This is a genomic window from Pseudomonas sp. PDM02, from assembly GCF_014852285.1.
In the GTDB taxonomy this organism is placed as follows: domain Bacteria; phylum Pseudomonadota; class Gammaproteobacteria; order Pseudomonadales; family Pseudomonadaceae; genus Aquipseudomonas; species Aquipseudomonas migulae.
Genome location: NZ_JACVBL010000005.1, coordinates 1 through 11,547, shown reverse-complemented (window position 1 = coordinate 11,547; position 11,547 = coordinate 1). Strand labels below are relative to the sequence as shown.

At 59.9% G+C, this 11,547-nt stretch carries 17 protein-coding genes; 9 read left to right on the top strand and 8 right to left on the bottom strand.

Annotated elements, in window-relative coordinates:
- Positions 1-4: 4 nt before the first annotated feature.
- From rnk to cyaY, 3 genes are all read right to left on the bottom strand, one after another.
- Positions 5-415 carry a nucleoside diphosphate kinase regulator gene (gene rnk / locus IB245_RS10125; RefSeq protein ID WP_008024364.1) on the bottom strand — a complete coding sequence of 137 codons (411 nt, stop codon included), beginning with the start codon at positions 413-415 and terminating at the stop codon, positions 5-7.
- 271 nt (positions 416-686) lie between these two features.
- Positions 687-905 carry a DUF1289 domain-containing protein gene (locus tag IB245_RS10120; RefSeq protein WP_081500210.1) on the bottom strand — a complete coding sequence of 73 codons (219 nt, stop codon included), beginning with the start codon at positions 903-905 and terminating at the stop codon, positions 687-689.
- Positions 906-909: 4 nt separating this feature from the next.
- Positions 910-1,242, bottom strand: coding sequence for an iron donor protein CyaY (gene cyaY / locus IB245_RS10115; RefSeq protein ID WP_008024366.1), 333 nt, complete (start codon positions 1,240-1,242; stop codon positions 910-912).
- A gap of 317 nt (positions 1,243-1,559) precedes the next feature.
- On the opposite strand from cyaY, the gene lptM reads away from it, so the two are divergent.
- The 6 genes from lptM to IB245_RS10085 are packed head-to-tail and all read left to right on the top strand — an operon-like array spanning position 1,560 to position 6,167.
- On the top strand, positions 1,560-1,733 hold the full coding sequence (gene lptM, locus IB245_RS10110) for an LPS translocon maturation chaperone LptM (protein ID WP_008040632.1): 174 nt from the start codon (positions 1,560-1,562) through the stop codon (positions 1,731-1,733).
- Positions 1,734-1,742: 9 nt separating this feature from the next.
- On the top strand, positions 1,743-2,990 hold the full coding sequence (gene lysA / locus IB245_RS10105; protein ID WP_008040631.1) for a diaminopimelate decarboxylase: 1,248 nt from the start codon (positions 1,743-1,745) through the stop codon (positions 2,988-2,990).
- 4 nt (positions 2,991-2,994) lie between these two features.
- Complete coding sequence (dapF, locus tag IB245_RS10100; RefSeq protein ID WP_192227475.1) at positions 2,995-3,825, top strand: diaminopimelate epimerase; 831 nt, start codon at positions 2,995-2,997, stop codon at positions 3,823-3,825.
- A gap of 13 nt (positions 3,826-3,838) precedes the next feature.
- Positions 3,839-4,564 carry a DUF484 family protein gene (locus tag IB245_RS10095; RefSeq protein WP_008024376.1) on the top strand — a complete coding sequence of 242 codons (726 nt, stop codon included), beginning with the start codon at positions 3,839-3,841 and terminating at the stop codon, positions 4,562-4,564.
- Between the two features lie 2 nt (positions 4,565-4,566).
- The gene (gene xerC / locus IB245_RS10090; protein WP_008040629.1) at positions 4,567-5,466 is read left to right on the top strand and encodes a tyrosine recombinase XerC; all 900 of its coding nucleotides are present in this window, start codon (positions 4,567-4,569) and stop codon (positions 5,464-5,466) included.
- On the top strand, positions 5,463-6,167 hold the full coding sequence (locus IB245_RS10085) for an HAD family hydrolase (protein ID WP_192227474.1): 705 nt from the start codon (positions 5,463-5,465) through the stop codon (positions 6,165-6,167). The genes xerC and IB245_RS10085 overlap by 4 nt, the downstream gene beginning before the upstream one ends.
- A 191-nt stretch (positions 6,168-6,358) precedes the next feature.
- Here the strand turns inward: IB245_RS10085 and sutA are convergent, their stop codons facing one another.
- The 4 genes from sutA to glnK all read right to left on the bottom strand — a co-directional run bounded on the left by sutA (position 6,359) and on the right by glnK (position 9,135).
- Positions 6,359-6,682 (bottom strand): transcriptional regulator SutA, encoded by a 324-nt coding sequence (gene sutA / locus IB245_RS10080; protein WP_008030496.1) that lies wholly within the window; start codon positions 6,680-6,682, stop codon positions 6,359-6,361.
- Positions 6,683-6,783: 101 nt separating this feature from the next.
- Entirely contained in the window at positions 6,784-7,209 is a 426-nt protein-coding gene (locus tag IB245_RS10075) for a secondary thiamine-phosphate synthase enzyme YjbQ (protein WP_008030499.1), read from the bottom strand.
- A 213-nt stretch (positions 7,210-7,422) separates the two neighbouring features.
- Positions 7,423-8,760, bottom strand: a complete 1,338-nt coding sequence (locus IB245_RS10070) for an ammonium transporter (RefSeq protein ID WP_008030500.1) — start codon at positions 8,758-8,760, stop codon at positions 7,423-7,425.
- Positions 8,761-8,796: 36 nt separating this feature from the next.
- Positions 8,797-9,135, bottom strand: a complete 339-nt coding sequence (glnK, locus tag IB245_RS10065) for a P-II family nitrogen regulator (RefSeq protein WP_002555808.1) — start codon at positions 9,133-9,135, stop codon at positions 8,797-8,799.
- Between the two features lie 418 nt (positions 9,136-9,553).
- Here glnK and IB245_RS10060 point away from each other — a divergent pair, with 418 nt between their 5' ends.
- Both IB245_RS10060 and IB245_RS10055 read left to right on the top strand, forming a co-directional pair.
- Positions 9,554-9,814, top strand: coding sequence for an accessory factor UbiK family protein (locus tag IB245_RS10060; protein ID WP_008030504.1), 261 nt, complete (start codon positions 9,554-9,556; stop codon positions 9,812-9,814).
- 411 nt (positions 9,815-10,225) lie between these two features.
- Entirely contained in the window at positions 10,226-10,753 is a 528-nt protein-coding gene (locus IB245_RS10055) for a Bro-N domain-containing protein (protein ID WP_192227473.1), read from the top strand.
- Between the two features lie 10 nt (positions 10,754-10,763).
- On the opposite strand, the gene IB245_RS10050 is transcribed toward IB245_RS10055, so the two are convergent.
- Entirely contained in the window at positions 10,764-11,027 is a 264-nt protein-coding gene (locus IB245_RS10050; RefSeq protein WP_192227472.1) for a HigA family addiction module antitoxin, read from the bottom strand.
- Between the two features lie 195 nt (positions 11,028-11,222).
- Here IB245_RS10050 and IB245_RS10045 point away from each other — a divergent pair, with 195 nt between their 5' ends.
- A complete protein-coding gene (locus tag IB245_RS10045; protein ID WP_192227471.1) occupies positions 11,223-11,411 on the top strand; it encodes a hypothetical protein in 189 nt (62 codons plus the stop codon).
- Positions 11,412-11,547: the final 136 nt, after the last annotated feature.

Here is an 11,547-nt window from a genome sequence, read left to right as displayed (position 1 = left end):
CAAGTTATTCCGGGAAGGGGCCGCCATTGGCTGGCTGCGATTCGACTTCAAGCAGGGTCAGCTTGAGGGTTTTGCCGCCCGGAGCGGGCCAATCGATGTGCTGGCCAACCTTCAGGCCCAGCAGTGCGCTACCGACAGGCGCCAGAATGGAGATCTTGCCTTCGTCCGCGTTGGCATCCTTGGGGTACACCAACGTCAGGTGATAGTCCTTGCCGCTGCTTTCTTCGCGGCAATGCACTCTGGAATTCATGGTCACGACATCGGCGGGCACTTCATCGTGACCGACCACGGTATCGGCGCGATCCAGTTCGGTTTGCAGCGCGATAACGCCCGGCAGCGTGTCGTCCAGGCTGTCGATCAGGCGTTCCAGACGTTGAACGTCCAGACGAGTAAGGGTGATGGAAGGTGCGGTCATGATAGAGGCAGACTCCTTTCTTCTGCACAGAAAAAGCAAAACCCCGCCAGAAAAAGGCGGGGTTTTCACGAGCCTCGATGGGTTGAGGCGTTTCTGGACACTATCACAGCTCAAAAAATATACAAGCAGGGCGCGATGGACCCTATTTTTCGGTAACGCCGATGAAACCTGTAGGAGCAGAGCTTGCTCGCGAAGGCGGCGTGTCAGCCAACATGGGTATCGACTGATGCGCCGCCTTCGCGAGCAAGCTCTGCTCCTACAGGTCTGTGCATCAAGCCAAGGATTTGCGTTGTATAGCCTGCGCGCAGATAACCCGCCGGCGCTCATCATCCGCCGAGCGCCATTCGCGGATGTCTTCGACATGGCGAAAACACCCCAGGCAGACCTTCTGCTCATCCAGCCGACACACACCGCTGCACGGCGAAGGCACCGCCGGGCTGACATTGCTGTAAAGCGGCTTGGGTGGTCGAACAGGGGCCGGCTGGGTCACGATCTCACAGACCTTCGAAATCGAATTCAGCGCCGGCCTGTTGCTGGACGATGCGCTCAAGCATCTCGCCGAGCTGCTCTTCGCTCTTGTCGCACATCCAGCGCTCGCTCTCTTCGTCGTAGTCGAAGTGGAACCCACCCGACACCGCCGCCAGCCACAGCTGACGCAGGGGTTCCTGGCGGCTGAAGATCAACTGAGTGCCGTTTTCGAACTTGACGGTGAGCACACCGGCCGAGCTCTCCAGATCGATATCCAGGTCGCTGTCGTCAAAGATGTCCTCCAGGGTTTGCTGGGTGGCATCGACCAGATCGTGGAAACGCGCTTCGGACAAACTCATTACGGCAACCTCAAAAAGTGTCTGATCAGGCTCAAGCGCCGCAAGATACGGGCGAGCCCCGGTGATTGCAAAGGATAACGACCAAGGGCCGATTTAGGTACACCTGTGGGAGCGAGCCTGCTCGCGAAGAGGCCGGCACATTCAACATCATCGTCACCTGACACACCGCCATCGCGAGCAGGCTCGCTCCCACAGGGATTGCACCTTGCTAGCCGGCTTCATGCGAAGCCCCGCCGGACGGGACCCTGGTCGCATAGGCAAGCTGCCGGGTGGCCGGTATACTCCGGCGCAATTAACGCATTTTCAAGGATTTCGCCATGAAGCGCCTGATCTCTTCCTTTGCTGCGCTCGTCGCGGTTGCTTGTTTATTGTCGGCCTGTGGTCAAAAAGGTCCGCTGTACCTGCCTGACGATTCCCAGGACCCTGCCGAGCAGGCCCAGTCCTCGCAAAAGCAGCCGTCGAAAGCACACAAGCACGACGTCTACCAATAAGGGAACGCCATGGACGCTTTTAACTACCGTGACGGCGAGCTGTTCGCGGAAGGTGTTGCCCTGTCCGCCATCGCCGAACGCTTTGGCACACCGACCTACGTCTACTCCCGCGCCCACATCGAAGCCCAGTACCTGGCGTATGCCGATGCACTGGCCGGCATGCCGCACCTGGTCTGCTTCGCGGTCAAGGCCAACTCCAACCTGGGTGTGCTGAATGTCCTGGCGCGATTGGGCGCCGGTTTTGACATCGTCTCCCGTGGCGAGCTGGAACGCGTACTGGCCGCCGGCGGCAGCGCCGACAAGATCGTGTTCTCCGGTGTCGGCAAGACCCGTGACGACATGCGTCGCGCCCTGGAAGTCGGCGTGCACTGCTTCAACGTCGAGTCCACCGATGAACTGGAACGCCTGCAAATCGTCGCCGCCGAGCTGGGCGTTCGCGCACCGATCTCGCTGCGTGTGAACCCGGACGTCGATGCCGGCACGCACCCGTACATTTCCACCGGTCTCAAAGAGAACAAGTTCGGCATCGCCATTGCCGACGCCGAAGACGTGTACGTGCGTGCCGCGCAGCTGCCGAACCTGGAAGTGGTCGGCGTCGATTGCCACATCGGCTCCCAACTGACCACCCTGCCGCCGTTCATCGACGCCCTCGACCGCCTGCTGGGCCTGGTCGACCGCCTCGGCGATTGCGGCATCTACCTGCGCCACATCGATCTCGGTGGTGGCTTGGGCGTGCGTTATCGCGATGAAGAGCCGCCATTGGCTGCCGACTACATCAAAGCCGTGCGCGAGCGTCTCGACGGTCGTGACCTGGCGCTGGTGTTCGAGCCGGGCCGCTTCATTGTCGCCAACGCCGGCGTGCTGCTGACTCAGGTCGAATACCTCAAGCACACCGAACACAAAGACTTCGCCATCGTCGACGCGGCCATGAACGACCTGATCCGCCCGGCGCTGTACCAGGCCTGGATGGACGTCACCGCCGTGCGCCCTCGCGCCACCGCCGCTCGTGCCTACGACATCGTCGGGCCGATCTGCGAGACCGGCGACTTCCTGGCCAAGGATCGTCAGCTGGCCCTCGAAGAAGGCGACCTGCTGGCTGTGCATTCGGCCGGTGCCTACGGGTTTGTCATGAGTTCCAACTACAACACCCGCGGCCGCGCCGCTGAAGTGTTGGTGGACGGTGATCAGGCATTTGAAGTGCGTCGCCGTGAGACGGTAGCCGAGTTGTTTGCTGGCGAAAGCCTGCTGCCGGAGTAAAACCATGCTGCTGCGTTTTACCAAGATGCACGGCCTGGGCAATGACTTCATGGTCCTCGACCTGGTCAGCCAGCACGCGCACATCCTGCCCAAGCATGCCAAGCAATGGGGCGATCGGCACACCGGCATCGGTTTCGACCAGTTGCTGATCGTCGAAGCGCCGAGTAACCCGGACGTGGATTTCCGCTATCGGATTTTCAACTCCGACGGTTCCGAAGTGGAACAGTGCGGCAACGGTGCGCGCTGTTTCGCCCGCTTCGTACTCGACAAACGCCTGACCGCAAAACGGCAGATTCGCGTCGAAACCAAAAGTGGCATCATCGAGCTGGATATCCGCAGTGACGGCCAGATCAGCGTCGACATGGGCGCACCGCGCCTGGTGCCGGCCGACATCCCGTTCGTTGCCGACAGTCAGGCGCCGAGCTACTCGCTCGACGTCGACGGCACCACGGTGGAACTCGCCGCCGTGTCGATGGGCAATCCGCACGCCGTGCTGCGGGTCAGCGATATCAACAACGCACCGGTGCATGAACTGGGGCCGAAAATCGAACATCACCCGCGCTTCCCTGCGCGGGTCAATGTCGGTTTTCTCCAGGTCATCGACCGGAACCGCGCGCAGTTGCGCGTCTGGGAACGTGGCGCCGGGGAAACCCAGGCCTGCGGCACTGGCGCCTGCGCTGCTGCAGTGGCCGCGATCAGCCAGGGGTGGATGGATTCGCCGCTATTGATCGACCTGCCCGGCGGGCGTCTGTCCATTGAATGGGCAGGCCCTGGCCAACCGGTGTTGATGACCGGCCCGGCAGTCCGTGTTTATGAAGGACAAGTACGTCTTTGAGTGAGTCAAACCCATGACCGACAAGCCCCAGGTTCCCGCCCTACAGCCCGACGAATCCCCTTCCGAAAGCCTTGAGGCGGCGGCGATTGCCGCGTACCTGGAGGCTCATCCGGATTTCTTTGTCGAGCACGAAGAACTGCTCCCGGCCCTGCGCATTCCGCACCAGCGAGGCGACACCATTTCGCTGGTCGAGCGCCAGATGACCATCCTGCGCGACCGCAATATCGAGTTGCGCCATCGCCTCTCGCACTTGATGGACGTGGCCCGCGACAACGACCGTCTCTTCGACAAGACCCGCCGCCTGATTCTCGCGCTGATGGACGCCACCAGCCTGGAAGATGTGGTGATCAGCGTCGAAGACAGTCTGCGTCAGGACTTTCAGGTGCCTTTTGTCAGCCTGATCCTGCTGGGCGACAACCCGATGCCGGTTGGCCGCTGGGTGACCCACGCCGACGCGCAGACGGCCATTGGCGGTTTGCTTTCGGAAGACAAAAGCGTCAGCGGCAGCCTGCGCGAGCATGAACTGGACTTCCTGTTCGGCGAAGAGCAGCGCAAGCAGATCGGCTCGACCGCCGTCGTCGCCATCAGCCATCAAGGCATTCTCGGCGTCCTGGCCATCGCCAGCCGTGATCCGCAGCACTACAAAAGCTCGGTCGGCACGCTGTTCCTCAGCTACATCGCCGAAGTCATGGGCCGCGTGCTGCCACGGGTCAACAGCTCTCTGCGCTCGGTACGCTGATCGTGGAACGGCAACTGGACGCTTACTGCGAACACCTGCGCAGTGAGCGGCAGGTGTCGCCCCACACGCTGTACGCCTACCGCCGCGACCTCGACAAAGTGCTGGGCTTCTGTGTCAAACAGAACATCGGCAGCTGGGCCGCGCTGGATATCCAGCGCCTGCGCAGCCTGATCGCCCGCCTGCATTCCCAGGGTCAATCGTCGCGCAGCCTGGCGCGCCTGCTCTCGGCCGTGCGTGGGCTCTATCATTATCTGAACCGCGAAGGCCTTTGCGATCACGATCCAGCCAATGGCCTGGCGCCGCCGAAAGGCGAGCGGCGATTGCCGAAAACCCTCGACACCGACCGTGCGCTGCAACTGCTTGAAGGTGCGGTGGAGGATGACTTTCTGGCGCGTCGGGACCAGGCGATTCTGGAGCTGTTCTATTCCTCGGGCTTGCGGCTTTCGGAGCTGACCGGGCTCAATCTCGATCAACTGGACCTGGCCGACGGCATGGTTCAGGTGCTCGGTAAAGGTAGCAAGACGCGCCTGTTGCCGGTCGGTAAAAAGGCCCGCGAAGCACTGGAGTTGTGGCTGCCATTGCGCGCCATGACCAACCCGGCGGATGACGCCGTGTTTGTCAGCCAGCAAGGCCGGCGCCTCGGCCCTCGGGCGATTCAGGTGCGGGTCAAGGCCGCCGGTGAGCGTGAACTGGGGCAAAACCTGCACCCACACATGTTGCGACACTCCTTCGCCAGCCACCTGCTGGAGTCCTCGCAGGACCTGCGCGCGGTGCAGGAATTACTCGGCCACTCGGACATCAAGACCACCCAGATCTACACCCATCTGGACTTCCAGCATCTGGCGACGGTTTACGACAGCGCCCATCCACGGGCCAAACGCATTAAGGGCGATGATTCATGACGATCCAATTGATCACCTTCGACCTCGACGACACCTTGTGGGATACCGCCCCGGTCATCGTCAGCGCCGAAGCCGTATTGCGTGAATGGCTGACCGAACATGCACCGAATCTGGGCGCGGTGCCGGTGGAGCATTTGTGGGGGATTCGCGAGCGCATTCTGGGCAACGAACCGGGCCTCAAGCATCGAATCAGCGCCTTGCGTCGCCGGGTGCTTTTCCACGCACTGGAAGAAGCCGGTTACGGCCATGAACAGGCGTCAGACCTGGCCGATCAGAGTTTTGAAGTGTTTCTGCATGCCCGGCATCAGCTGGAAATCTTCCCGGAAGTCGAACCGACACTGGAGACGCTGGCCAAACACTATGCACTCGGCGTCGTCACCAATGGCAATGCCGATGTGCGCCGTTTAGGGCTGGCCGACTACTTCAAATTTGCGCTGTGCGCCGAAGACATCGGCATCGCCAAACCGGACGCACGCCTGTTTCATGAGGCGCTGAAGCGTGGCGGCGCAACGGCCGCGACGGCGGTGCATATCGGCGACCATCCGGGTGATGACATTGCCGGGGCACAGCAGGCGGGGTTGCGGGCGATCTGGTTCAACCCGCAAGGCAAATTGTGGGAGGCGCAGAAAGCGCCGGACGCAGAAATCCGCAGCCTGACCGAGCTGCCGGCGTTGCTGGCTCGGTGGAATTCAATTTCGTAGCACCTTTGAGGCCGCCTTCGCGGGCAAGCCTCGCTCCTACAGGATTTGTGTCGCACGCCAATTATGTGAACGACACAAATCCTGTAGGAGCGAGGCTTGCCCGCGAAGAACGATAACGCGGTCCACCTATCTATCACCCATGAAAAAGCCCGCAGCGACGGCGGGCTTTTTCAGCAAGCAAGGGCAGACGCTTAGATAGGCCGGCTGCCGTACTTGTTGTCAGGCTTCTTGGGAGGATCGGCGACCACGTTGGCCTCCACTTCCTGCACCTTGCCGCCCTTGGCCAGGAACTCTTCCATGGCCTTGGCCAAGGCATCGCGTTCCTTGTTTTTTGCTTCGACGCTCGGCAGCTCATCGACCGATACCGCTGCCTTGGCTTTGCCTTTGGCGGTCGGAACGGGCGCATCACCGCCGTCGTCTTCAGCGACGTCTTCCGCCGCTGCTTCCAGACCTTCTTCGGTTTCGTCGTCGTCGCCTACTTCGAGGTCGTCGTTTTCCAGATCATCGTCGCTCATGTTCTACCTCATGACTTGCGAAAAGCAGATTAGTTATAGCCCAGCTTTGCCCTCTGTCGAAGGCTGCCGGAAAAATTCAATAACCGCTGGTGACCAGCGGCTCATGCCTCTTCACCGTGCACGGTGGCGAGGACTTTACGGGCACCGCCAAAATCACGGTGCTCGCCCAGATAAACGCCTTGCCAGGTCCCTAACGCCAGTCGGCCCGCCGAAATCGGCAAACTGAGCTGACAGCCAAGCACGCTGGCCTTGAAGTGCGCCGGGAGGTCGTCCAGGCCTTCGTCGTTATGCTCATAGCCGTCTGTTCCTTGTGGGATCAGACGATTGAAAAATCGTTCGAAGTCGCGACGTACCGCCGGATCGGCGTTCTCGTTGATGGTCAACGACGCCGAGGTATGCTGCAGCCACAAATGCAACAGACCGACCCGACACGCCTTGAGTTCAGGCAGGCCGGCGAGTAACTCGTCCGTTACCAGATGAAAGCCCCGGGGCCTCGCCCGCAGGGTAATCAGAGTCTGTTGCCACATACAGTTCTCCGCACGTTCGGGGCGCATTCTAGCGCGCTCTGGGAAAAAACAAAGGCCCTAATATTCCTTCAATCATGTAAGCCATTGGCCGCAGAAAAACGCCCGCCGTAAACACCACTAAACGTGTACGAAAAAACCTTTCAGCAGTCCTCACACTGACAAACTCCAGACAAAAAAATGCCCGGCAAGCCGGGCAAGTTTTTTATGCGCGTCTTACAAGTTGTAGCCGCGTTCGTTGTGAAGCGCCAGATCGATGCCGACAGCCTCTTCTTCTTCGGTGATACGCAGACCCATGACAGCGTCCAGCACCTTGAGAATGATGTAGGTGACGATTGCGGTGTAGATCACCGTGAAGCCCACGCCTTTGCACTGAATCCAGACTTGTGCGGCGATGTCGGTGACGGTGCCGAAGCCACCCAGCGACGGAGCGGCGAACACACCGGTCAGGATCGCGCCGAGGATACCGCCGATACCGTGTACACCGAAGGCGTCCAGGGAATCGTCATAACCGAGTTTGCGTTTCAGGGTGGTGGCGCAGAAGAAGCACACCACGCCCGCTGCCAGACCGATCACCAGCGCGCCCATCGGGCCCACGGTGCCAGCGGCCGGGGTGATTGCAACCAGACCGGCGACCACACCAGAGGCGATACCCAGTGCACTTGGCTTGCCGTGGGTGACCCACTCGGCAAACATCCAGCCCAGTGCGGCGGCGGCGGTTGCGATCTGGGTAACCAGCATCGCCATGCCAGCAGTGCCGTTGGCCGCTGCGGCGGAACCGGCGTTGAAGCCGAACCAGCCAACCCACAGCATGGCCGCGCCCATCAGGGTGTAACCGAGGTTGTGCGGGGCCATCGGGGTGGTCGGGAAGCCTTTGCGCTTGCCGAGCACGATGCACGCCACCAGACCGGCCACACCGGCGTTGATGTGCACCACGGTGCCGCCAGCGAAATCGAGCACGCCCCAGTCCCACATCAGGCCGCCGTTGCCGGACCAGACCATGTGCGCGATCGGTGCATAAACCAGAGTGAACCAGATGCCCATGAAGATCAGCATCGCGGAGAACTTCATCCGCTCAGCGAAGGCACCGACGATCAGCGCCGGGGTGATGATGGCGAACGTCATCTGGAAGGTGATGAACACCGCCTCAGGGAACAACGCCGCAGGACCCGTCAGGCTGGCGGGGGTGACACCAGCGAGGAAAGCCTTGCCCATGCCGCCGAAGAAGGAGTTGAAGTTGACGACGCCCTGTTCCATGCCGGTGGTGTCGAACGCGATGCTGTAGCCATAAATGACCCACAGGACGCTGATCAGACCGGTAATGGCAAAGCACTGCATCATCACGGAAAGAATGTTTTTGGAGCGAACCATGCCGCCGTAGAACAGCGCGAGGCCGGGAATGGTCATGAACAGCACGAGGGCCGTCGAGGTCAGCATCCAGGCGGTATCGCCGGAATTGAGGACTGGGGCCGCCACTTCGTCTGCCGCCATGGCCAGGCTGGGCATTACGAGGGACAACAGGGCTCCTAGCCCTGCGAATTTACGCAGAGTCATATTGTTTTCTCCTGGGGCGTTGGGGTTTGTGGCGGCTTAAATCGCGTCGGTATCGGTTTCGCCGGTACGGATGCGAATCGCCTGTTCCAGATTGACCACGAAGATCTTGCCGTCACCGATCTTGCCGGTGTTGGCTGCCTTGGTTATCGCCTCGATAACCCGATCAAGATCCTTGTCGTCAATGGCGACATCGATCTTCACCTTGGGCAGGAAATCGACCACGTATTCCGCGCCGCGATACAGCTCGGTGTGACCCTTCTGCCGTCCGAAGCCTTTGACTTCGGTAACGGTAATGCCCTGCACGCCGATCTCGGACAGCGATTCGCGCACGTCGTCCAACTTGAACGGCTTGATGATGGCAGTGACTAGCTTCATGAAAACTCTCTCCCGAATTGGTGGACTTGCCCCAGGAAAACAAACCCGGCTCAAGTCTAAGCGCAGTGCCTGGCTTTGTAACGCATCGTCGGCCTTACCTGCCCGTCCGACGCCAGCTAACCGCTCCGCACGAAACTCTTCCCCCGTTTCGCTTGGCGCACTGCATTCGTCACATCGACTGCATCAGTGCATGGGTCACTACCGTCTAAGCAGAAAGCTTGCCATCTCCACAAAACCCTCAGTTTTCAAGCTCTTGGCCGTAGATGCCCACCACATCGCTGCAACACCGGACGCGTTACGCACAACAACGGTGCGGCACCGTCCGTCCGCATGCGCGAAAAGCGTGCATCCCTGCGGTCGGGATTGACTATAGACACTGCGTGATACACTGCCCGCCATTGTTTCCAGGACCTTTCCCATGCTCGCGCCCAAAGATTTCCTCGACGCCTTGACCGGCACAGCCTCCCGCCTCTTCAGCGGCGACACCCCACTGCCGAAAAGCGAAATCGAAAGCCAGTTCAAGGCGTTGCTGCAGAGCGGCTTCAGCAAACTGGACCTGGTGAGCCGGGAAGAGTTTGATAGCCAGATGGTCGTGCTGGCACGCACGCGGGCACGCTTGGAAAGCCTGGAAGCGAAGGTTGCCGAGCTGGAAGCAAAGCTCAACCCCCCAACCGAGTAACCCCGCAAATCCCACTTTGAAACCCGATCCACTGTGGGAGCGAGCCTGCTCGCGATTGAAGGTCGGAACGACCTTCAGATTCATCTGTAGGAGCTGCCGCAGGCTGCGATCATTTGATCTTCAGCCCCGCAAAAATCCCGGCAACGTCCTACAACAAAACCACCGCCGTCCGATTGCGTCGCAATGCCCCGGTTCCTAAGCTCGCCCAATGCTGAATGTTCAGCACTGGGTTTGGCGACCTGGAAGCTTAAGGAGCATGACGACCATCGACACAAGTCATGGCGGTTGTGCGTGGGAGGCCTTCGGGTCTGCCGGGTTCCTTTTGCTCCGGTTCGCCAACCCGCGTACAACTGCCACCCAATTGTTTGGCGACGATTGCGGGCAGCCCTTTTAGCAAGAGGAGCTGTATCAATGAATAGCGATGATGCTTATCTGATCCCCCACGTCTTCACCCGCCACAAACTCCACCTCCACGCCCTCCTCCTCGAAAACCAACCCTGGTTCAGCGCCCGCGACCTCGGCCGCTTCCTGCGCCTCCACCTCGACGACCGCGCCGTCCGAAAACTCGACCCCGACCAACGTCAATCCGCGCGAATGCTCATCCACGGCAGCATCGAAGATGCCCTGCTGATCAGCGAATCCGGCGTCTACGCCTTACTGATCTACCACTACTGCCCCGAACACCGAGCCCTGCGCGAATGGCTAACCCACGACGTAGTGCCAGCCCTCAGAGACGCAGAACAACCCACCTCAACCGAACGCCCCATCCTGAGCCTGCTGAACTGGCCGGAAATGTCGCTGAGTTTGCTGCACTGGAATAACCAGCCGTGGATTCGGTTGCAGGATGTTCCGCAGATGCTGGTTGATCACGAACCACACCAATGCGCCGTGAATACGCCGTGGTGGAAGCGAGCTTCGAGGATGCTGCAATCGCTTTGAACACTTGACGTCAACCACGCTCGATCTGGGCTGTACGCAAATCGAAGCTCGATTGCAGATTCAGCCAGAATTCGGGCGTGGTGTTCAACTGGATGGATAACTTCTTCGCCAGACCAGCACTGACACCGGCCTGCTGACTCACAACATCGCCTATTTCCGCCTCCGTCTCATTCAGCGAGCGAGCCAAAGCTTCGGTTGTCATACCCAGCGGCTTCAAAAACTCCTCACTGAGAATTTCACCAGGATGAATCGGGCGCATTCCACTCGTGTTCATTCACGCCTCCTACGGCTGCATTCAGCTCGATCATAAGCAGCAATCTTCACCTCGCAAGACCATCCACTCTCTTTCGCCGATGTCCTTCATCTATCTCGGCACGGTCCTACAAAAAGCAGATCCCAGGACTGATTTATTCCCCGAACCCGCGCCCCTATGCTCTTCGTCTTGATCTGTTCGATAGACGAGGTATGCATGAGCCTAAAAAAACGAAAGGCGAAGCTGCTACAAATTGCTGAATTTCACGCAGAAGCGCGTCTCTTGGCTGGAGATTTATCAGCCAATCAACGACGCTTTCTTGAAGTTGCCTTCACGCACGGCAAAGAACGTGAACCACCAGGCCTACTTGCTGGCAAAAGAGCTGAACCTAAGGAAACTGCCTGACGGGGGGTGTGTAGTGGTCAACTAATCCCGGACACGACGTTAAGTTTTTCCTCGGCCCGCGCTGGTGCCAACCCATCGTTGAATTGATGAGGCCGAATCCAGTTGTAGCGATGCATCAAAAAATGGCTTATATCGC

Coding starts and splice junctions, on each gene's coding strand:
- rnk (WP_008024364.1), bottom strand. CDS start 415: ATGACCGCACCTTCCATCACCCTTACTCGTCTGGACGTTCAACGTCTG.
- cyaY (WP_008024366.1), bottom strand. CDS start 1,242: ATGAGTTTGTCCGAAGCGCGTTTCCACGATCTGGTCGATGCCACCCAG.
- lptM (WP_008040632.1), top strand. CDS start 1,560: ATGAAGCGCCTGATCTCTTCCTTTGCTGCGCTCGTCGCGGTTGCTTGT.
- lysA (WP_008040631.1), top strand. CDS start 1,743: ATGGACGCTTTTAACTACCGTGACGGCGAGCTGTTCGCGGAAGGTGTT.
- dapF (WP_192227475.1), top strand. CDS start 2,995: ATGCTGCTGCGTTTTACCAAGATGCACGGCCTGGGCAATGACTTCATG.
- IB245_RS10095 (WP_008024376.1), top strand. CDS start 3,839: ATGACCGACAAGCCCCAGGTTCCCGCCCTACAGCCCGACGAATCCCCT.
- IB245_RS10085 (WP_192227474.1), top strand. CDS start 5,463: ATGACGATCCAATTGATCACCTTCGACCTCGACGACACCTTGTGGGAT.
- sutA (WP_008030496.1), bottom strand. CDS start 6,682: ATGAGCGACGATGATCTGGAAAACGACGACCTCGAAGTAGGCGACGAC.
- IB245_RS10075 (WP_008030499.1), bottom strand. CDS start 7,209: ATGTGGCAACAGACTCTGATTACCCTGCGGGCGAGGCCCCGGGGCTTT.
- IB245_RS10070 (WP_008030500.1), bottom strand. CDS start 8,760: ATGACTCTGCGTAAATTCGCAGGGCTAGGAGCCCTGTTGTCCCTCGTA.
- glnK (WP_002555808.1), bottom strand. CDS start 9,135: ATGAAGCTAGTCACTGCCATCATCAAGCCGTTCAAGTTGGACGACGTG.
- IB245_RS10060 (WP_008030504.1), top strand. CDS start 9,554: ATGCTCGCGCCCAAAGATTTCCTCGACGCCTTGACCGGCACAGCCTCC.
- IB245_RS10055 (WP_192227473.1), top strand. CDS start 10,226: ATGAATAGCGATGATGCTTATCTGATCCCCCACGTCTTCACCCGCCAC.
- IB245_RS10050 (WP_192227472.1), bottom strand. CDS start 11,027: ATGAACACGAGTGGAATGCGCCCGATTCATCCTGGTGAAATTCTCAGT.
- IB245_RS10045 (WP_192227471.1), top strand. CDS start 11,223: ATGAGCCTAAAAAAACGAAAGGCGAAGCTGCTACAAATTGCTGAATTT.